The organism is Paenibacillus sp. Marseille-Q9583 (assembly GCF_976954365.1).
In genome coordinates this window covers 288,709-308,455 of the sequence record NZ_CDRJTB010000001.1, presented here as the reverse complement: position 1 = coordinate 308,455, position 19,747 = coordinate 288,709, and the positions used below count along the sequence as shown (strand labels likewise).

General features: G+C 43.5%; 19 protein-coding genes. 14 read left to right on the top strand and 5 right to left on the bottom strand.

Translation table 11 applies throughout. The features are described from left to right. Nucleotides 1-27 precede the first annotated feature (27 nt). Nucleotides 28-1,749 (bottom strand): putative bifunctional diguanylate cyclase/phosphodiesterase, encoded by a 1,722-nt coding sequence (locus tag ACWNM1_RS01310; protein ID WP_341051161.1) that lies wholly within the window; start codon nt 1,747-1,749, stop codon nt 28-30. A 228-nt stretch (nt 1,750-1,977) separates the two neighbouring features. On the opposite strand from ACWNM1_RS01310, the gene ACWNM1_RS01305 reads away from it, so the two are divergent. From ACWNM1_RS01305 to hmpA, 9 genes are all read left to right on the top strand, one after another. After that, nucleotides 1,978-3,036, top strand: coding sequence for an LLM class flavin-dependent oxidoreductase (locus ACWNM1_RS01305; protein WP_042192850.1), 1,059 nt, complete (start codon nt 1,978-1,980; stop codon nt 3,034-3,036). A 76-nt stretch (nt 3,037-3,112) separates the two neighbouring features. Beyond that, nucleotides 3,113-3,568: a RidA family protein gene (locus ACWNM1_RS01300; RefSeq protein WP_449599272.1), complete on the top strand. Its 456-nt coding sequence runs from the start codon at nt 3,113-3,115 to the stop codon at nt 3,566-3,568. Nucleotides 3,569-3,720: 152 nt separating this feature from the next. Then, nucleotides 3,721-4,755, top strand: a complete 1,035-nt coding sequence (locus tag ACWNM1_RS01295) for a C40 family peptidase (protein WP_449599271.1) — start codon at nt 3,721-3,723, stop codon at nt 4,753-4,755. Between the two features lie 67 nt (nt 4,756-4,822). Further along, the gene (locus tag ACWNM1_RS01290) at nt 4,823-5,503 is read left to right on the top strand and encodes a YdeI/OmpD-associated family protein (protein ID WP_449599404.1); all 681 of its coding nucleotides are present in this window, start codon (nt 4,823-4,825) and stop codon (nt 5,501-5,503) included. Nucleotides 5,504-5,682: 179 nt separating this feature from the next. After that, nucleotides 5,683-6,378, top strand: coding sequence for a response regulator transcription factor (locus ACWNM1_RS01285; protein WP_042192843.1), 696 nt, complete (start codon nt 5,683-5,685; stop codon nt 6,376-6,378). A gap of 123 nt (nt 6,379-6,501) precedes the next feature. Beyond that, the gene (locus ACWNM1_RS01280) at nt 6,502-7,356 is read left to right on the top strand and encodes a M15 family metallopeptidase (protein ID WP_449599270.1); all 855 of its coding nucleotides are present in this window, start codon (nt 6,502-6,504) and stop codon (nt 7,354-7,356) included. 29 nt (nt 7,357-7,385) lie between these two features. Then, entirely contained in the window at nt 7,386-7,877 is a 492-nt protein-coding gene (locus ACWNM1_RS01275) for a VanZ family protein (RefSeq protein WP_449599269.1), read from the top strand. A 45-nt stretch (nt 7,878-7,922) separates the two neighbouring features. Then, on the top strand, nt 7,923-8,759 hold the full coding sequence (locus tag ACWNM1_RS01270) for a YitT family protein (RefSeq protein WP_449599268.1): 837 nt from the start codon (nt 7,923-7,925) through the stop codon (nt 8,757-8,759). A 206-nt stretch (nt 8,760-8,965) separates the two neighbouring features. After that, a complete protein-coding gene (gene hmpA, locus ACWNM1_RS01265; RefSeq protein ID WP_449599267.1) occupies nt 8,966-10,171 on the top strand; it encodes an NO-inducible flavohemoprotein in 1,206 nt (401 codons plus the stop codon). 61 nt (nt 10,172-10,232) lie between these two features. Here the strand turns inward: hmpA and ACWNM1_RS01260 are convergent, their stop codons facing one another. Together ACWNM1_RS01260 and ACWNM1_RS01255 are read right to left on the bottom strand one after the other, a co-directional pair. Beyond that, entirely contained in the window at nt 10,233-11,339 is a 1,107-nt protein-coding gene (locus ACWNM1_RS01260) for a PdaC/SigV domain-containing protein (RefSeq protein ID WP_449599266.1), read from the bottom strand. A gap of 182 nt (nt 11,340-11,521) precedes the next feature. Next, a complete protein-coding gene (locus ACWNM1_RS01255) occupies nt 11,522-12,379 on the bottom strand; it encodes a metallophosphoesterase (protein WP_449599265.1) in 858 nt (285 codons plus the stop codon). A 106-nt stretch (nt 12,380-12,485) separates the two neighbouring features. On the opposite strand from ACWNM1_RS01255, the gene ACWNM1_RS01250 reads away from it, so the two are divergent. From ACWNM1_RS01250 to ACWNM1_RS01240, 3 genes are all read left to right on the top strand, one after another. Beyond that, a complete protein-coding gene (locus tag ACWNM1_RS01250) occupies nt 12,486-13,307 on the top strand; it encodes a methyl-accepting chemotaxis protein (RefSeq protein ID WP_449599264.1) in 822 nt (273 codons plus the stop codon). A gap of 77 nt (nt 13,308-13,384) precedes the next feature. Further along, complete coding sequence (locus ACWNM1_RS01245) at nt 13,385-13,663, top strand: hypothetical protein (RefSeq protein ID WP_076121620.1); 279 nt, start codon at nt 13,385-13,387, stop codon at nt 13,661-13,663. Between the two features lie 150 nt (nt 13,664-13,813). Next, nucleotides 13,814-14,935: a nitric oxide synthase oxygenase gene (locus ACWNM1_RS01240; RefSeq protein ID WP_449599263.1), complete on the top strand. Its 1,122-nt coding sequence runs from the start codon at nt 13,814-13,816 to the stop codon at nt 14,933-14,935. Between the two features lie 58 nt (nt 14,936-14,993). Here the strand turns inward: ACWNM1_RS01240 and ACWNM1_RS01235 are convergent, their stop codons facing one another. Beyond that, a complete protein-coding gene (locus ACWNM1_RS01235) occupies nt 14,994-15,635 on the bottom strand; it encodes a TetR/AcrR family transcriptional regulator (protein ID WP_449599261.1) in 642 nt (213 codons plus the stop codon). 188 nt (nt 15,636-15,823) lie between these two features. On the opposite strand from ACWNM1_RS01235, the gene ACWNM1_RS01230 reads away from it, so the two are divergent. Both ACWNM1_RS01230 and ACWNM1_RS01225 read left to right on the top strand, forming a co-directional pair. Continuing rightward, on the top strand, nt 15,824-16,576 hold the full coding sequence (locus ACWNM1_RS01230; protein ID WP_076284950.1) for an SDR family NAD(P)-dependent oxidoreductase: 753 nt from the start codon (nt 15,824-15,826) through the stop codon (nt 16,574-16,576). A 201-nt stretch (nt 16,577-16,777) separates the two neighbouring features. Continuing rightward, nucleotides 16,778-18,193, top strand: a complete 1,416-nt coding sequence (locus ACWNM1_RS01225; protein ID WP_449599259.1) for a hypothetical protein — start codon at nt 16,778-16,780, stop codon at nt 18,191-18,193. A gap of 62 nt (nt 18,194-18,255) precedes the next feature. On the opposite strand, the gene ACWNM1_RS01220 is transcribed toward ACWNM1_RS01225, so the two are convergent. Then, a complete protein-coding gene (locus ACWNM1_RS01220) occupies nt 18,256-19,746 on the bottom strand; it encodes a peptide MFS transporter (protein ID WP_449599258.1) in 1,491 nt (496 codons plus the stop codon). Nucleotide 19,747: the final 1 nt, after the last annotated feature.

Sequence of the window (19,747 nt, the reverse complement as noted above, 5' to 3'; positions counted from 1 at the left end):
TTCTTATATAAAAAAATAGGTTCATCTTTATTCATTTAAGCTCGAAACCTTCTCCCACTCGGTTAGCAGCTCTTTTACGCTCTGTGCGGACTGTGGCTTACTGAACAAGTAACCTTGAATTTTATCGCAGCCTTGCTCCTGTAGGTAATCGAGTTGTACAGTTCGCTCCACACCTTCTGCAATAACACACATATTCATGCGTTTACCTATCATAATAATTTGTTCGACAAGAACGGCTTGATGTGTCCCTGTTCGAATGGAATCAATGAAGGACTTGTCTATTTTTAAAGTCGAGATCGGCATATGAGTAAGATAGCTTAAGGAGGAATAACCGGTACCAAAGTCATCCAAGGCAATTTTGATGTTGTGAGCTCTGAGTTCAGTAAGTTTACTGCTCACATATTCGTAAGATTCAACCAGAACACTCTCTGTAATCTCCAGCTCTAAGTATTCAGGGTCTAGTCCGGAGGCTTGCAAGGTGTCTAAAACTAACTCATTGAAGTCACTTTGCAGTAGCTGCAGCATTGAAATATTAACAGACATCGTCAGATGTGATAATCCTTGCTCATGAAGGCTTTTTAAAAAGGCACAGGCTGTTCTGAGCACCCACGCCCCGAGAGGAATAATGAGGTGGGAATCTTCTGCTATTTTGATAAACTTATCCGGAGGGACCATGCCTAGTATAGGGTTGTTCCAGCGCATAAGAGCCTCTAGTCCCGTCACTCTGTTCTGAGTCAGATCAATCTGGGGTTGATAGAATACCTCTAGCTCATTTTTCTCTAAAGCATTATACAACTGCTTCTCAATGTTCATTCGCTCAGTAAAGGTATCATTGAGCGGTTGATCAAAGACAATAATTTGACCCTTGCCAGCGTCTTTGGCTTTATACATAGCGATGTCTGCGCATTTAAGGAGTTCCATAATATTACTTCCATGTTCGGGGTGAGCACTGATTCCGATGCTTAGGCTAACATGTAGCAGACTGTCATCCATCTCAATCGCATCTTTAAAACCGGCAATAATGTGAGAGGCTACACTAGTTATACACTGACTGTTCTCAATAGAATATAAAAGAACGATGAACTCATCCCCGGCGAAACGATACACTTCCCCACTACTCCCAACCAGGGACACCAATCTCTCACTAACCTTAACAATTAGGCGGTCACCAAATTCATGGCCCATCGTATCATTTACATATTTGAAGTAATCAATGTCGATGAACATTAAGGCTGCAATATTATTCAGTTCCAAAATGTGAGGCCCATTCTCATAAAAAGCTAATTTGTTGGGCAAGCCGGTTAATAGATCATGATACGCCAGGTAATGCATCCTTTCTTCATTCATGGCTAGCTTCTCTTGATTCTCAATGAGCTGATCATATTGCTGTCTGAGTTCTTCTTCCGTAGCTGTGATTTCCTCATAGGCGGCCTCTAGATTTTCGTGGGCGCTCACCCTATCTCTATAGGCAAGATCCAGCTTCTTCTCGATCCTTTTAATCCGTTTCAGAGTACCTAGAATTAATGCAAAGATAAGCAAAGCTGTTATGAGAATAAAGAACCAGCCTTTAATTATATTAATAAGTCTTATCCACTCCGGATCTCGCGTAAAAGTGGAAACGGCCTTATCTGTTAAAGGGATCCATAAGCACCCAACAATAAAATATATTATGGCGATTTTTAAGGAGCCCCGAACAGGATTGAAGGTTTGTTTGGATATGGAATTTTTGTGTTTATTTCTTTGAAGCATATGTCCCTCCTATATCAAGCATGAGATGCATGAGAGCTACTTGTTTTAGATCATTTCAACATATTTCATCAAAATCCTCTATTTGTCAGTGATGTTCTGCAAATTTTAAAAATGAGTTTTTGGACAAGCTGGAGCTAGGCATTAATGCCTAGCTATGCTTGAACGTAACTTGTGTTATAATCAAACAAACAACTCGAAGAGAAAATTATAGTTAAGGGGGAATCGTAAGTGGAAATAGGTATCAGTACGTTCGTAGAAACAACACCGGATGTTCAATCGGGGGAGTTAATAAGCCATGCACAGCGATTGCGCGAGGTAGTAGAGGAGATTGTTCTTGCAGATAAGGTGGGTTTAGATATATTCGGTGTGGGTGAGCATCATCGAAAGGATTATGCCGCATCTTCTCCAGCTGTTTTGCTGGCTGCGGCTGCCTCACAGACGACACGAATTCGGCTGACCAGTGCGGTAACCGTGCTGTCCTCTGCTGATCCAGTACGTGTATTTCAGGATTTTGCAACACTTGATGGAATCTCAAATGGACGGGCAGAAATCATGGCAGGCCGGGGTTCTTTTATCGAATCTTTCCCGCTCTTTGGATACGATTTAAATGACTACGATGAGTTATTCGATGAGAAGCTGGACCTGTTGTTAAAAATAACGGCATCTGAAAAAGTAACCTGGAGTGGAAATCACCGACCAGCCATTAATAATCTGGGGATTTATCCGCGCCCCGTTCAGAATCCTTTGCCCGTATGGATTGGTAGTGGAGGCAATACGGAATCTGTGATTCGTGCTGGCCTGCTCGGGCTGCCACTTGTGCTCGCAATTATTGGAGGAAGTCCGTTGCAATTTGCTCCACTGGTGAAGCTCTATAAGAAAGCGGCGGCCCAAGCAGGACATGATGTGTCGAAGCTTCCGGTTGCCTCACACTCGCACGGCTTTATTGCAGAGGATAATCAGCTTGCGGCCGATATGTTCTTCCCCTCTACGCAGGCTAGCATGAATGTGATTGGTCGTGAGCGTGGCTGGGGTCATTATAGTCGGGCGAGCTTTGATGCGGCACGTAGATTTGAAGGTGCTTTATATGTAGGAGATCCAGACACTGTTGCTGAGAAGATTATTCACCTACGCAAACACGTAGGGATTACACGCTTTATGCTGCATGTACCGCTAGGTACGATGCCTCATAAGGATGTAATGAGAGCCATTGAACTATTGGGTACTGAAGTAGCGCCAATTGTTCGAGCTGAGATATCGAGATGGGAAGCAGAGGTCGAAGCAAAATAGGATTGATCCTTTCTGGATTAATCAGTATAATCTTACCAATTTATTGAGGTTGTACTGATTGGAGGAGGAGACTGAAGTGGCGGATCAAATCATAGCGGATAGACTTGAGGAATTAGGTATTGTCCTACCTAGTGCTAGTGAACCTGCGGCAAAATATGCTAACTTCGTTATTGTTAATGGATTATGTTTTGTATCGGGAAAAGGACCTGCCGGGCATCCCAAAGGCAAGCTGGGACAAGACTTCACCACCGAAGAAGGCTATCACTTTGCACGTCAGACTGGTATAGAGATCCTTGCCGTCCTTGAGTCAGCTTTAGGCTCCTTGGATAAAGTGAAGAGAGTGGTCAAAATTCAAGGATTTGTGAATGCAGAACCCTTATTCGAAGAACATCATAAAGTGCTCAATGGCTGTTCGGATTTAATGCTGGAGGTATTCGGAGACAAGGGCAGTCATGCTCGTTCGGTATTGGGCGCTGTTTCTGTAAGGGATAATCTTCCGATCATTATTGATTCTATTTTTGAAGTGGATTAAAAAGAAGGCTGTGGCACCGAAAGGTGACCGCAGTCTTCTTTTTACATGGTTTGAGCTGTAGTTAGACAGCAACCCCAATAATTGTAACAAAACTAATTACCCTTTTTTTAGTAATAATAATCGAACATATCAATCAACGAGGTGATGACATCATGAGGATTCATAAGAAAGCTACACTACTTGTACTACTTACATCTATACTCTATACTGCTCCAGCCCATGCGGCGGTGACGCCGCAGAATCAGGTTACAGGCGTTTTTCTGGATGATCGGCAGCTTGAATTAGAGGTTCAGCCCTTGCTCATAAACGGTACAACGCTTATTCCCATGCGCAAGCTGTTTGAAGAACAGGGAGCAAAGATTTCATGGAACAACGATACCAAAACAGTTAAGGCCACTAAGGGAGCGTTGGTACTGACTTATCAAATAGGAGATTTAACCGCGAATAAAAATGGACAAGCCTTAGGCTTAACCGTTCCGGGTCAGGTTGTCGGTGGTAATACGATGATGCCGCTGCGTTTTGTCAGCGAGGCTCTAGGTAGCACCGTGAAGTGGGAGGCTAACAATCGGATCGTCCGCATCTATTCAGCACTGAATTACGATTCAACGATTCGTTATGGGGTTAACCTGCGCAGTTCGCCGAATTCATCGGATCAATCAGGTGTCCAGCAAATGTTGTCCGTAGGCGATAAAGTCCATATCGTTAGAGAAGTGGATGCTTTGTGGTTAGAAGTGCGAACGCAAGACAACAAGACGGGGTACATATCTGCTAAACCGAAATATAGCGATTATACTAGTGAGTCGCTCGCTGAGAAGCAGGGAAGCGCGTTGCTTGCTTACGGAGAAAAGTATCTGGGAACCCCTTATGAATTCGGTGCAGCGACGAACCAGACGTCTACCTTTGACTGTTCTTCTTTCGTAGGGCATTTATTAGAGAACGTGTTGTCGGTGGATCTGCCACGCGCCTCTTATAATCAAGCCAAAGAAGGGAAGGAAGTTGGGATCAGCGAACTGCGCAAAGGAGATCTACTGTTCTTTAGTGCACGTGGTCTCGACATTGGTCATGTTGCCATGTATGCAGGAAATAATCAGATATTGCATACGTATTCTAAGGAGCAAGGCGTCCATTATGAAGCCCTGAGTGAGAAGTGGAAGAAGCGTTTTGTGACGGCCCGTAGAATGTTCTAGATTGGGTAGCGATTAGGCTATAATGATCACGATGAAGAAGCATCCGAATACATTTGGGGGATGAAGCATAGTGACTAAAACCATCGTAGAAAAGCTGAACTTACAAAAATACAACCAAGTAGCGATATTGAGTAAACCAGAAGACTCCGATTATTTAGCGGAATTGACGGATTATGACACTTCGCTAAATGGGGCGTATGATCTTATATTTGCCTTTGTACTAGACATGGCGTCGTTACAGGAACTAGTGAACCGTGTGATTGAGCAACAGCATCTTCATAAGAATGGCTATCTCTTTGTGGCGTATCCTAAAAAGGGAAACAAAGTGTATTCGACCTTTATTCATCGTGACGACTTACTAGAGGGTTTGGGCAGTGATGAGAATGGCTACATCGGGACAAGCAATATTAAATTTGCACGCATGGTAGGTTTGGATGATGTCTTTACAGTTGTGGGGTTAAAAGAGGACGCTAAGGGGAAAGGTCAGCTTTCCAATACCCCAAGTCAATCTGTGGATGACTATATTTCTTTCATTCCAAATGTGGAGCAAGATCTGAAAGATACGTCGGATTTGCTTGCGATCTATGAATCGCTTACCCCGGGATACCGCAAAGACTGGGCTCGATATGTCTATAGTGCCAAACAAGAGGCAACAAGAGCTAAGCGTAAAGAGGAAATGAAGAAGATTCTACAGGCTGGTTATAAGAGTCGTGAGCTGTATCGGCAAGCCAGTAGTACTGAACTCTAACTAGACCTTTCTTCATCAAAAAGATTATTTGTAGACATAACGACGGTAAATAATATTACAACAGTTCTATTGATTCATCATAGATTTCATCAAAACCACTTCATCCTAGGAGTGGTTTTTAAGTTTGGGGTATAATGGATGGAGATCATATAGCACAAAACTACAGGGGTGAAATATAGATGAAGCGTATTACGATTTTAATTGCCGATGATGAGGCGGAGATTGCGGATCTGGTGGCTTTGCATTTGCAAAAAGAAGGGTATCATATCATTAAAGTATCCGATGGGCGGGCAGCGGTACAAGCTATTGAGTCCCAAACGATAGATTTGGCGATTCTGGATATTATGATGCCAGGGCTGGATGGCTATGAGGTAACCCGTCACATTCGGGAGCAGCATCATCTGCCGATTATTTTTTTAAGTGCGAAGACTTCTGATCTGGATAAGATCACGGGACTTGTCATGGGCGCAGATGATTATATGACCAAGCCGTTCAATCCCATGGAGTTAGTCGCCCGCGTTAATTCTCAACTACGGCGCTCTATACAATTCAGTCAGCCCGCAGCCGTTCTTAAGTCGGTCCTTGAAGTTGGTGGGTTGACGATTTCACCAGATGAACATACCGTCACTCTTTACGGCGAGGTAATAGACCTAACTCCGAAAGAGTTTGATATTCTGCATTTATTGGCGAGCCATCCTAAGCAGGTGTTTAGCGCGGAGAGTATCTTCCAGCAGGTATGGGGAGAAGCTTATTATGAGAGTGGCAACACGGTCATGGTGCATATCCGTACCTTGCGCAAAAAGCTTGGTGAAGACATCAATAAGAACAAATTTATTAAGACAATCTGGGGTGTAGGATATACCTTTACTGGGTAAGGCCGCTGAGCCCTTATACATTTTAAGAAAAACTTTATAATTGTCCTGCTTTTCTTTAAAGTGTCTTCGTTATTCTATTCCTATCAAGCATAAACGTCTTAAGGAAATGGGAGGACATTACGGATGAAAAAGTGGGGCTTTTTGGTGATCGTTGTGTTATTTCTTGGTTACGCTGCCGCTCGTTATTTACCGGATACGGGTAATTTAGCTGATAAGAATGATAAGATCCAGAAGGGATCGATTAGAGATAGCGATAGTTTAAAGGTGGTTACGCAAGATCAGGTATATCAAGGGGATTTATTGCTGGTGAACAAACAATATCCGGTACGTGAGGACAGCGTGAAGTCTGATATTGTGACCTTATTTGATCAGAAGGATCTGGTTCAGGGCTATGGATTACTAGATACCTCGATTCGGTTGTCTGAAAGTGTAGCACATAAATTCAATAAGATGATCAAGGCTGCTGAGAAGGATGGCGTGAATCATTTTTTAATTAGCAGTGGGTACAGGGACTTTGAGGAGCAAGAGCAATTGTATGAGGAAAAAGGTTCAGATTATGCTCTGCCGGCGCAATATAGCGAACATAATTTAGGATTATCGCTGGACATCGGATCGTCTCAATCGGAAATGAGCAAAGCACCTGAAGGCAAATGGCTGGAAAAGAATGCGTGGAAATACGGCTTTATTCTACGCTATCCGAAAGACAAAACGGAGATTACGGGGATTAAATATGAACCTTGGCACTTCCGTTATGTCGGCTTGCCGCACAGTGCGATCATTCAGGAGAAGGGGATCGTGCTGGAACAATATTTAGATCTTTTGAAGGAGAATAGTGAAATTTCAACGGTTGTAGACGGCAAAACATATACGGTGAACTATTATCCAGTATCAGGATATACAAGTATTAAGATTCCAAAGGAAGGGCAATATAAAACGTCGGGCGATAATATGGATGGCGTAATTGTCACTACATTTTGATGAGTACAGAGCCTAAGGACAAGTCAACTATGAAATTATTGCTGGCAGCTGTCTTCATCATCTATATGTATTTCTTGATCCGAATTATCGTATTTAAAGGCGCACCTTTTAGCTTGCAATCACTTTGGGAACAGGCAGGGCGTATGCTCGAGCATCCCGACAGAATTTTTAAGCGACAGGGCAACTATGTACCCTTTAAAGAGATCTCGCGGGGGATAGAGCATCTGTCACTTTCAGATCCTTTTTCATCACTTAATTTAGTGGGCAATCTTCTTGCATTTATTCCGTTTGGAGTCTTTGTTCCAATGCTGTTGTCGCAAAAAGTAAGGTTATTTCAAAAGGTCTTCATGCTCTCTTTTGCGCTGAGTCTGAGCTTTGAAGTTACACAATTAGTATTGTATATCGGCACCTTTGACGTGGATGATTTGATCTTAAACACTTGCGGTGGGGTAGTCGGTTACACCATATATAGAATGCTGGTTTCTTCTGGATTGTTTACAACTATATCGAAGCGGTGTTAGTATTTGTGGATGGTAGATATAGACAGAGGATAGAAGGGGCATGGTATGAAAAAGCGTATTTCGGATATTGTTTCCATCATTGTAGGAGCATTGCTGTTTTCCTTGGCCGTTAACTTGTTTGTGATTCCGAACGAGTTCGGTGAAGGCGGGGTAACGGGACTGACTATGATTACATACTATTTGTATCAGTGGTCACCAGGTATTGTTAGCTTAATTCTTAATGCTTTATTATTGATTGTGGGTTATAAATTTCTGGACAAAACGACGACAGTATACACGATTATTGCGGTGTTCTTTAACTCGTTATTCCTGATTCTTACGAAGAATTGGCATATCGCCAGCGATGAGTTGATCATCAATGCAATATTTGGAGGCATCTTGTCTGGTGTGGGTATCGGAATGATCATACGTGTGGGTGGAACGACCGCAGGGTCAACCATTATCGCCAGAATCCTGCATAAATTTTTGGATTGGAACGTTAGCTACGCTCTTCTCCTAGTCGATTTAGTTGTGGTATTTGCTTCGTATTTCATCATTGGTGTTCAAAGTCTGATGTTTACGATTGTGATGCTCTATATAGCGACTAAGGTGATGGACTTCATTATTGAGGGAGTGAATCCTAAGAAGGCCGTTACGATTGTATCCAAGGAGCAGGACAAAATTGCTGAACAAGTTAATGGAATCATGGATAGAGGGGTCACAGTCATTTATGGCCGAGGGTATTATACTAAAGAACCTAAAGAGCTGCTCTATATAGTCATTAGCAAACAGGAAGTAACCATGCTTAAGAAAATTGTAAGATCGATTGATAAAGAGGCTTTTATCGCCATTCACGATGTAAGAGATGTGTTCGGAGAAGGCTTTGTGGAGCTGGCAAAATAAGAGTGAAAGTGCTGTCCGGTGGCTACCTGAGCTGCTTGGACAGCTTTTTTTTGGATTGGGCATTCGAATGTGATGGATATCATTGCATTTTCTGTTTATTCACATTTTATTAAGTTTTAAAGTGATTCAGCGCACACTCGCTCATTTGCAGCTTCTATATGCTTTTTATAGAGGCATTATCAAATTGCAGGAGAGAGGGTATTCATATGTTAGATCAACAAACGATTTCTATTATAAAATCAACAGTTCCTGTATTACAGGTTCATGGAACAACCATTACTACGACGTTCTATGGTATGTTATTTGAAAACCATCCAGAGCTATTGAATATTTTTAATCATGCCAATCAGCGGCAAGGCAGACAGCAGACAGCGCTTGCCAACGTAGTCCTAGCAGCGGCTATGAATATTGATCAACTAGGGAATATCTTACCGGTGGTAAAACAGATTGCAGAGAAGCATCGAGCACTGGGTGTATTGCCTGAGCATTATCCGATCGTGGGTGAGACCTTGTTAGCTGCGATTGGGCAGGTGCTTGGCGATGCGGCAACTCCGGAAATTATAGGTGCATGGGCCAAGGCCTATGGTGTGATCGCAGATGCTTTCATTGGTGTGGAAGCAGAAAAGTATCGTGAAGCTGCGGAAGCTCCGGGGGGCTGGAGTGGATTCAGAAACTTTGTCGTCACTCGGAAGGTTAGTGAAAGTGAGCATATTACTTCCTTTTACCTGTCTCCAGAGGATGGAGGGGCTATCTCTTCTTATTTCCCGGGTCAGTACATCACGGTTCGTGTTCAGCCCGAGGGGGAAGAATATTCCCATATTCGTCACTACAGTTTGTCCAGTGCTCCGGGACAGGCGTATTACCGTATCACTGTTAAAAGGGAAGGTGAAGGGATAGACAGACCTGCGGGCGTCGTATCCGCTTATCTGCATGATTTCGTCCAAGTAGGCTCTATATTAGAAGTGGGCTCTCCAGCGGGCGATTTCGTACTGGATCAGCGTAGTGACACTCCGGTGGTTCTAATCAGTGGGGGTGTAGGCTTAACCCCAATGGTAAGTATGCTGGAGACAATAGTTGCTGCACAGCCAGAACGCGAGGTAACCTATATTCATGCAGCCATCAATGGAAGTTTGCATGCTATGAAAGATAGGGTGGCAGATTTAGCGCAATCTCATTCTTCTCTTCGGTCCTATGTATGTTATGAATCTCCAAACGAAGGAGACCAGTACAATAGATCTGGTTATATTGATCTTTCTTGGCTTCAAGAAATAGCAGATGTGAACTCTGAATTCTATTTCTGTGGGCCGACCCCATTTATGAAGGTCATATATAAGGCGCTCAAGGAATGGCGGGTACCTGATGACAGAATTCATTTTGAATTTTTTGGTCCTGCCGGCAGTTTAGAAGAATAATATAGATAACAAAAAGCGCCTTAGCCGATTGGCTGAAGCGCTTTTTGTTATGCGTTAGTATTTATTTGAAAGAAGCGAATGGATCGGTGCCTTTAGGCAATATTGAACTGAAATTAAAGGTGTAGGTAGGAATTCCAGCTGCATAAGGTGCGATTTCATATTGTTGATAGAAGATAGCTAAGCCACTTTCACTGACGTAGAAGGCTGGTTTATCTGTGAGTCCACCAGTTGACTCCGGAAAAGCAATATCCTTGGTGCTTGCCTTCAACATTTTATCTAGCTTTTGTTTGTAGTTTGGTTCTGCCTTTAGCAGGTCTTTAAGCTCTATCTTCTTACCATCCTTCAGCGAGAAGGTATGTCCCTCGCGCATGGTACCGCCGTGTGCTCCACCGCTGTAACCATATTGATCAACTACAATACTAAGCACGCCTTGACGGTTAAAGGTGACAACATAATTTTGAGAGTAATCATACTTATTCTCTATCGTGCCATCCCTACGGCTAGACTCTTTCTCAGCCTCTGACACGAATAGTTCAGCCTCTTTTTTGAAGGTGGTATTAATCGTGTTTTGTAATTCATCCGTCAGACCGCTGATCTGTGGATATTGTACTTTAATATTAGCATTCTTATTGCTCTTGTCTAAGTTAACAGAGGTGATCTTGATGTCATTCATCACCTTCTTGCTAAGTTCAAGTGATTTCTGAGCTGGATTATATACGCCTTGAACACCTAAATAATCATTTAACAGTTTAAATGGAACATATAAACGGTCATTGATCATCTTCACTTCATGATTTCCGGTCATGCTATAAATGTAATATCCGTTTAAATCGGTACTGACGCCATAGTCAGAGACCTCCATGTTCAGCTTCACCGAGTCACTACCTACACTGTAAGTCTTTGTGGTTGAATTGTATTGAATAGCAAGGCCGAAGGCATCACGCAATACGGTTAAAGGGATCATGGTATTTCCATCTACGATTTTTCCTTGCTGCGTTAAGAATTGGCCTTTATATTTAAGCACCACAGAAGGCTGCTGAACGGCTTGTTTGACTGTTTTTGTACCGGTAGTTGCAGCTTGAACAGAATTCCCTCCGAAGAATCCAGTACCTCCAAATAATACTCCAGTAGCTAATACAGCAGACGTCCATTTCATAGTTTTGTTCATGATTTAATTTCTCCTCTCCAATGATGGGCTTATGTAGTTCATTATGATTTTTGATGTTATCTATCACTCCTACAATTATACCTAGGCCCCCAATAGATTTGATTACAAACACGGTTACAGTGTTGTTGTATAGACGTGCAAAAGGTATATACTTTTTAACCATTTATTAATTTTTGACACAATCATGAGGACTTTAAAGTAATTACGGTAAGCTCGGGACGACAATTAAAACGTATAGGCATACGAGTCACTCCAATTCCGCGTGTGGTGTAGACCTGGAGTCTACTATCTGGGAGCTGGTATAATCCACTTGAATATTTACTGCCGTGCGGCGGGGTATACAAGGCACCTACAAATGGGAGACGCACCTGTCCTCCGTGACTATGGCCGGACAATTGCAGATCTATGGGAAGATCACTGTATTCATCGGCAAAATCAGGCTCGTGCGCAAGGAGTAGAGTACATGCCTTATCAGGGATATGGCGTAGCGCCTGATGAATGTCTGCTTTGCCGACCCACGGATCATCCACTCCAGCTAGATAAAGCGCCTCCGCATTTTTTTTTAAGACAATATGTTCATTATGAAGTACGTGGAATCCAGATTGCGTTAACCCTTTCGTCACAGCTTTCCTAGTACCAAAAGCATCATGGTTACCTAACACAGCATATTGTCCAAAGGGTGCCCGCAACTGTGAACAGATGTCTACAGCCTCAGAAATATAATCGACAGAATGATCCAGCAGATCCCCGGTGAAGCAAATCAGATCTGGTCCTACATGTTGAACTTGCTTTACTAACTCTGTTAAGGCTTCGGACTTCGTATATACGCCTAAGTGTAAATCACTGAAATGAACGATACGAAATCTATCGAATGTTGGAGGGAGTAGAGGAAGCTTTATATCTATATGTTTAACTTCAAGCCAGTAGGGCTCAACCCAATGTGAATAAATGCCGGTTGCACCAGCGCTTCCAAGCAGCCCCAACGACACTTGAGCACTTTTCTTCAGAAATTGACGTCTGCTAATAGGTTTAGTATTCATGAATCCATCCTACGGTAGGATTGTTACTTTACTATGACAATATTCATTATGTCACCCATTGTGTCGATAAACTTACATATACATTTACTTAATGGGAGATGAACAGATGAGTATTATCGATGCCTTAGTCCTCGCAGCACCTTACTTCAAAAAGCTTCACTCGCAAGATATTATGATCGGTATTACGGACAGGGAAATCTTCCAGTATTATACTCCGAGTAATGCCATTGATTTTGGACTGGCTAAAGGAAGTCCTATTCCACCTGAAGACCTAACGCTTTCAAATGGATTGAAAGGTGAGGTTACCTTTAACCGGATTCCAGCAGAAATTTATGGATCTCCTGTGATTTCAACATGTGTGCCTATATATGGAACAGACAACGAGGTAGTAGGCGTGTTCGCAATTGCCTACACACTGGAGAACGAGAATAAGCTTGAAGTATTTACAGACGAGATTAATGGGATAAGCAATCACCTAATGGATATGGTTCAGAGCGTAGCTGCACAATCTGAAGAATTATCGGCTACCTCCCAGCAAATATTAGATAATACACGTAGAGCGGTAACGGAGTCTCAAGAAGTAAATAAGGTTACTAGCTTCATTCGTGAGATTTCTGAGCAGACGAATCTGCTAGGACTAAATGCAGCCATCGAAGCTGCGCGTGTAGGAGAGCAGGGGGCGGGCTTTGGCGTTGTGGCTAAGGAAGTACGCAAACTGTCTGTAAATACCAAAGAAGCAACCCATAATATTGAAAAATCACTCAGTGATGTTCAAAAATCCATTAAACAAATGGAGCTGGAAATTGAAGCGATCTCCGCTTCTTCACACGCACAAGCAGAACTGGTCACCGAATTCAGCGGGGTAATTGAGCGCTTGAATAAGGCCAGCAAAGAAATGACTACTTTCATGCAATCCATCATCCAGTAGGTGTATGCATAAAGTTACTTATCCTAAACCATGCTAGAAGAGAACAGGCGCATTTCAGAAGGGAGCGAATTTCATTTATGAAACAACCCGATTCCAGTCTGCAAGCGAACGACAATGTAACTCAAGCCAAAAATGCTTTAGGCAAGCTTCATTTCTCTGTCTCTCAGGCGCTTAGTCATCCAACAGAACAGACTTTGGCACAGGCTGAGAACCGTTTGGCGCATACCGAACAGGCGGTAGAACAAGCTCAGGCCTCATTAGGCCCCCAAGGTGTGGAGTTGGCTGAAGAACTGCTGGCCGAGGATAAGAGCAGGCTTGCTGCATTGAAGACGCAAGGGAAACGTTCAGAACGCTAGATGTTCCTGCTACAACCCGTGAAGCGACTAAGCTTCACGGGTTGTTCTCGTGCACTCTCATGTACTGTTTCCTTAAGGATGTAGCTTAGGATTGAGGATGGTATACTGGATTGAAGGTTCTAGCAAGAGCTTGGATGGGAGATAAACGATATGAATGGTAAGGACATTGAAGAGTTAACCCGGCAGGCGGAGGCTTTCATTCGACAATGTTACGCTGAACTTGATAAGACTGAAGCTGAGATGGATCATCGCATCCAAGCCGTACGAGAAGAAATTAATCAATCCGGGAGTTATACACATACAACGGAAGAGCTGGCTCATGGGGCAAGAATGGCTTGGCGAAATAATAGCCGCTGCATTGGCCGCCTCTTTTGGCAATCCATTGAGCTGATGGATGAACGTCTGGCAGAGACCGAGGAGGATATTGCTGAAGCTTTGCTGCGACATCTGGAAAAGGCGAATAATGGAGGTCGGATTCGTCCACTTATCACGGTCTTCCGCAGCGGGGAAGCTCCTGATCGGAGAATCCGGATTTGGAACCATCAATTGATTCGTTACGCGGGATATCCTGGTGATGCTGAACATGAACGCGCTGGTGATCCGGCATCGGATGAATTTACGAAAGTGTGCCAACAACTAGGCTGGCAGGGAACAAGGGGCAATTATGATGTATTGCCGCTAGTGATCAGCATAGGTAATGGGTACCCCCATGTATTTCCTATTCCTCAACACCTCATTCAGGAGGTACCGTTAACTCATCCTGAAATTGAACGTTTTGCAGAGCTTCAGCTTCGCTGGTATTCTGTGCCGATCATTTCGGACATGCAGTTGGAGATTGGCGGGATTCTATACCCCGCGGCTCCTTTTAACGGCTGGTACATGGAGACCGAAATTGGCTCACGTAACTTAGGGGATACTGGACGATATAACACTTTGCCGGCTGTAGCTGATCTAATGGGACTTGACCGCTCCAGTAACACAACGCTTTGGAAGGATCGGGCGCTTCTTGAGTTGAATCGTGCAGTACTGTATTCCTTTAAGCAAGCTGGGGTCAGTATCGTTGATCACCATACAGCAGCCGATCAATTTGTGAGATTTCAAGAGCAGGAGCAGGGACATGGACGTCAGGTTTCGGGACGCTGGTCATGGCTGATCCCCCCTATGTCTCCGTCGTCTACACCGATTTGGAATGACAGTAAACTGAAAGAATATGATTACAGCCCTCGTTTCCTTTATCAGCGATCACCTGTGGCCACCTGTCCTTTTCACTAGCAATCCAATTTATGATCAAAAAAGCGCCAAGTTCCCCTCATAAGGAAACTGGCGCTTTTTAGGCTTTTAAATGCTCTAGAAAGATTTGTTTAAGAAGCTCAAGCTGCTTGTCGGAGTCTAAATCCGATTCTAGCAGGAGGATGTTCTCTTTCATCGTTAGCTTTCTGGAAAAAAGAGCAAAGCTGTTCATCAGCGTGATTAAGGTCTCTTTCACAGGGAGATCGGCGCGAATAGAATCGTCTTCTACCCCATTTTGAATGATCCTGGAGTACTCATGCCAAATCTTACGGTTTAATGCATTGAAATCCAGAACGTCCTCAACAGGCTCATTTAAGTGAGAGGCATAGCTTTCAAAATTGACCATAAAAATAATGCTTAAATGATTTTGATCCTGAATAAAGAAATCAAATAACATCTCGATCTTTTCGAGACAGGTAAGTGGTAAGTCGGCTACATGCTTAAAGTAATCGAGCATTGGCTCTAGCATTCGGGTAGCCACCGCCACGATTAGCTTTTCTTTTCTAGGAAAATATCGAAACAACGTCGCAATCCCTATATTTGCTTCGCTTGCGACATCCTGCATCGTCGACTTTTCAATTCCTTTTTGCGAAAATATTCGTTCTGCTGATTCGAGAATCGTATATAATCGCTGCTGTTTACCTTCAGATCGTTCTTTTTCATAGCGTGCTTTAGGATTCATGAGGGATAGACCCTTCCATTTTTTAATTAGGTTCTTTAATTATTAGTATTATATCCACCGTTTATTGGATTAAGCAAGGAGAGGTTGTAGTTATTTCGTAAAAATGATATGATAAATATCACAGTGATAGTGTGACTATCATCACTGGAATTATTATATCACAATACGATTATAGAGGAGACTTAATTATGAATCGTCTAACTAATAAAGTAGCAATTATTACAGGTGCAGGCAGTGGCATGGGTCGTGAAGAAGCCCTTTTATTGTCCAAAGAAGGTGCTACAGTTGTAGCAACTGATATTAACGAAGCTGCTGTACAAGCAGTTGTAAAAGAAATCGAAGCCAATGGTGGACAAGCCGCAGCTTATGCACATAATGTAGCTTCCGAGGAAGACTGGATCAAAGTTGTAGAAGATGTGATTAGCAAATTTGGAAAAATCGACATCCTGGTAAATAACGCAGGGATCTCGTTCCCAGTTCAATTGCTTGAATCCACTGTTGATCAATGGAACAAAGTAATGAACATTAATGTAAGCAGCGTATTCCTTGGGATGAAACATGTTGTTCCTCAAATGAAGAACAATAAAGGTGGTTCCATCGTCAATATCTCCTCCATCGCAGGTTTGACTGGCAGCAGTGGTGCCGGCGCTTATACAGCTTCTAAAGGTGCCGTTCGTATGCTGAGTAAAGCAGCAGCTGTAGACTTTGGTAAAGATAACATTCGCGTGAACTCTGTTCACCCAGGCTTTATCGAAACTCCAATGAGTGCTGAATTTGTAAATGATGAAAGAATGCATAGCTTCTTTATGTCCCAGACTGCATTGCCACGCGTTGGACGTGCTTCTGAAGTAGCTGAAGCTGTATTGTTCCTAGCTTCTGACGAAGCTTCTTACATTACGGGTGTTGAGCTGCCAGTTGATGGCGGAGTCGTGGCTAAATAATAAATTTCTAAATAGGCAACACTAAGAAAGCCGTCTCATGCGTAGATATTATCTACGCGTGGGGCGGCTTTTTTTACATTAGCAAAAGCGTCTCTTTCTATTTAAATGATAAACATTTAATGGCCCATTTCTACCGAACATTAGCCTACAACTCTGCATAACATATAGCACTTGTAAGCAGGAGAAGGGTGTGGTTCAGAGATGGGCATCCAATTAACAGCGCTCCATTATGTATATTTGGCATTCATCGTGTTCATTATGGCACTTCTGATTAAGCGGCGGGATACAACGATGATCTGTATTGCAGGCATCTTTGTATTAGGCTGGCTCGCGACAGAAACGATAAGTGGTTCAGTCACAGGCGTATTCAACTCTTTTGTATATGCAACAAAGGAGTTAATGGGTACGATTATGATTATTTCGATCATTGTAGCCATGAGCAGAGTGTTAACACGTACCGGAATAAACGAGACGATGGTTGCCCCGCTTACCCGTTTTTTACGTACGCCGTTTATGGCATTTTGGGGCATTGGCTTGATTATGATGGTGACATCATGGTTCTTCTGGCCTTCGCCAGCAGTGGCCCTGATAGGGGTTGTGCTGCTGCCCGTTGCTATTCGTGTAGGATTGCCTGCACTTGGAGCAGCGATTGCGATGAATCTATTCGGTCATGGGATTGCGCTGTCGAGTGATTATATTATTCAAGGTGCACCTAAATTGACGGCAGATGCGGCAGGACTTCCGGTAAGCAGTGTCATGGAAGCGAGTATTCCGCTTGTTATAGTGATGGGTGTAGTCACTACGGTAACAGCCTATTGGATGATGCGACGAGACCAGAAGAACGGTACTTGGCGAGACGGACTTATTTCCGGGAAAAATGCCGCGAGTGCGCTAGCTGCAGACAATGACGCGGTCGAGGGTCAAGCGGTGATTCCTCCCACACTGAAGAAATGGCTGGCGATTGTTATCCCACTCCTGTTTCTAGCTGATGTAGCAGGCATGTTTCTGCTGGATTTACAGGGTGGAGACGCAACGGCCTTAGTTGGCGGGACTGCTGTATTTATCTTGGTTGTAGTTACGTTGCTCGCACATCGTAATAAGGGACTGGAGCAAGTCACCTCATATCTAATCGATGGACTTACATTTGGCTTTAAAGTATTCGGTCCAGTAATTCCGATTGCGGCATTCTTCTATCTGGGAGATTCGGCCTTTGCTGAATTGTTTGGTAAAGTCTTACCTGCTGCATCTCAGGGAATTGTTAATGATTTAGGGGTTGCTCTGGCGCATAATGTACCTCTAAATGGTGCTGTAGGTGCTGTGACCGCTACCATAACAGGGGCCATTACGGGCCTTGATGGTTCAGGGTTCTCGGGAATCTCACTTGCGGGGTCCATCGGAAAATTGTTCGCAGTTGCCACACATTCCGACGCAGCTACTTTAACTTCGCTCGGTCAGGTATCTGCCATTTGGGTTGGCGGGGGAACGCTAATCCCATGGGCATTGATTCCAGCCGCCGCCATTTGCGGCGTAAGTCCATTTGAGCTCGCTAGACGCAATGTGAAACCGGTGCTGATTGGGCTGATAGTTACAACGATTGTTGCTATGTTTCTGGTGTAGACCTGGCTTAGAATATTGATTCAAAAAAAGGCTGCCGGGAATATTCCGGCAGCCTTATATATTTATCGTATACCCTTCATGAAATTTTGAATCTTAGAAGAGAACAGGAAGAGAATTAACGCGAGCACAATGGCGACTCCGCCGATGACTCCGAAGTACAGCATTTCGGTATCCGGGGTATAGAACTTCACAATCTGAGCATTAATAGCTTGTGCAGCAGCATTGGACAAGAACCACATGCTCATCATCTGAGCAGTAAAAGCAGCTGGCGCCAGTTTGGTCGTTGCTGATAAGCCAACAGGCGACAAGCATAGTTCTCCAATGACGACGATAAAGTAGCTGAGAACCAGCCATAATGGATTCACCAGTGAATTGGCTCCACCGAAGTAAGCCGGTACCAGAATCACTAGGAAGGACAGACCGGCAAACAATAAACCAAGCGAGAACTTTTGTGGAATCGTTGGTTGGCGGTTACCGAGCTTTAACCAAAGCCATGCAAATGCAGGTGCAAGGGCGATAATAAACAGCGGGTTAAGCGACTGGAACCAAGCTGGAGAAATGTGTATGCCTGCAAAATCCAACTGGGTACGCTTATCAGCAAAGCTTGCTAGAACTGTTGAAGTTTGTTCCTGAATCGCCCAGAACATAATCGAAGCAATAAATAAAGGGATGTACGCGAGAATCCGTGATCGCTCTACAGCTGTTGTTTTGGGACTGCGGTACATCACAATAAAGTACATTGTAGGAATAAGTAGTCCTAACACCCCTACGATCTTAATGAATGTCTTAAAGGTGAGTGCTCCAGTAAGAATGCCGACCGTAACTAATAAAGCAAGTATAACTAGTCCAATACCAATCCAAGTAAATAATTTTTTCTTTTGTTCGGCTGGAATCGGGTTGCGTACAATCGTACCTGCCAGACCTAGATTTTTGGTGCGAGTCACTACGTAAACAACTAATCCAATAAACATGCCCACCGCGGCAATCGAGAAACCGAGATGGAAATTATTCATACCTACAGCGCCTACAATCAGTGGAGAGATGAATCCGCCGAGATTAATACCCATATAAAAAATGCTGAAAGCAGCGTCGCGGCGGTTATCTTGTTCGCTGTAGATTTCGCCTACAATACTTGATACATTGGGCTTAAGAAGTCCGGTTCCGAGCACGATCATAATCATCGAAGAAAAGAATAGCGTGGCATTTCCCGGTATCGCCAATAAAATGTGCCCAAACATAATTAGAACGCCGCCGTAAAAAACTGCCTTCGAAGTCCCAAAAATTCGATCCGCAAGCCATCCACCTATAATTCCAGACATATATACGAGTGATCCGTAGATAGACATAATTGAAAGGGCCATATCCTCTGGAAATCCGAGCCCGCCTTTGCTTACTTCATAATACATGTAGTAAACAAGGATCGCTCTCATGCCATAATAGGAAAAACGTTCCCAAAATTCAGTAAAGAAGAGTGTGAATAGTCCCTTAGGATGTCCAAAAAATCCTGTTTGCGGGACACTATCTACAATTTTTTGCCTGTCTGTTGCTGACATG

Coding starts and splice junctions, on each gene's coding strand:
- ACWNM1_RS01260 (WP_449599266.1), bottom strand. CDS start 11,339: ATGAACAAAACTATGAAATGGACGTCTGCTGTATTAGCTACTGGAGTA.
- ACWNM1_RS01250 (WP_449599264.1), top strand. CDS start 12,486: ATGAGTATTATCGATGCCTTAGTCCTCGCAGCACCTTACTTCAAAAAG.
- ACWNM1_RS01225 (WP_449599259.1), top strand. CDS start 16,778: ATGGGCATCCAATTAACAGCGCTCCATTATGTATATTTGGCATTCATC.
- ACWNM1_RS01220 (WP_449599258.1), bottom strand. CDS start 19,746: ATGTCAGCAACAGACAGGCAAAAAATTGTAGATAGTGTCCCGCAAACA.
- ACWNM1_RS01270 (WP_449599268.1), top strand. CDS start 7,923: ATGAAAAAGCGTATTTCGGATATTGTTTCCATCATTGTAGGAGCATTG.
- ACWNM1_RS01295 (WP_449599271.1), top strand. CDS start 3,721: ATGAGGATTCATAAGAAAGCTACACTACTTGTACTACTTACATCTATA.
- ACWNM1_RS01275 (WP_449599269.1), top strand. CDS start 7,386: ATGAAATTATTGCTGGCAGCTGTCTTCATCATCTATATGTATTTCTTG.
- ACWNM1_RS01255 (WP_449599265.1), bottom strand. CDS start 12,379: ATGAATACTAAACCTATTAGCAGACGTCAATTTCTGAAGAAAAGTGCT.
- hmpA (WP_449599267.1), top strand. CDS start 8,966: ATGTTAGATCAACAAACGATTTCTATTATAAAATCAACAGTTCCTGTA.
- ACWNM1_RS01245 (WP_076121620.1), top strand. CDS start 13,385: ATGAAACAACCCGATTCCAGTCTGCAAGCGAACGACAATGTAACTCAA.
- ACWNM1_RS01310 (WP_341051161.1), bottom strand. CDS start 1,749: ATGCTTCAAAGAAATAAACACAAAAATTCCATATCCAAACAAACCTTC.
- ACWNM1_RS01240 (WP_449599263.1), top strand. CDS start 13,814: ATGAATGGTAAGGACATTGAAGAGTTAACCCGGCAGGCGGAGGCTTTC.
- ACWNM1_RS01235 (WP_449599261.1), bottom strand. CDS start 15,635: ATGAATCCTAAAGCACGCTATGAAAAAGAACGATCTGAAGGTAAACAG.
- ACWNM1_RS01230 (WP_076284950.1), top strand. CDS start 15,824: ATGAATCGTCTAACTAATAAAGTAGCAATTATTACAGGTGCAGGCAGT.
- ACWNM1_RS01280 (WP_449599270.1), top strand. CDS start 6,502: ATGAAAAAGTGGGGCTTTTTGGTGATCGTTGTGTTATTTCTTGGTTAC.
- ACWNM1_RS01285 (WP_042192843.1), top strand. CDS start 5,683: ATGAAGCGTATTACGATTTTAATTGCCGATGATGAGGCGGAGATTGCG.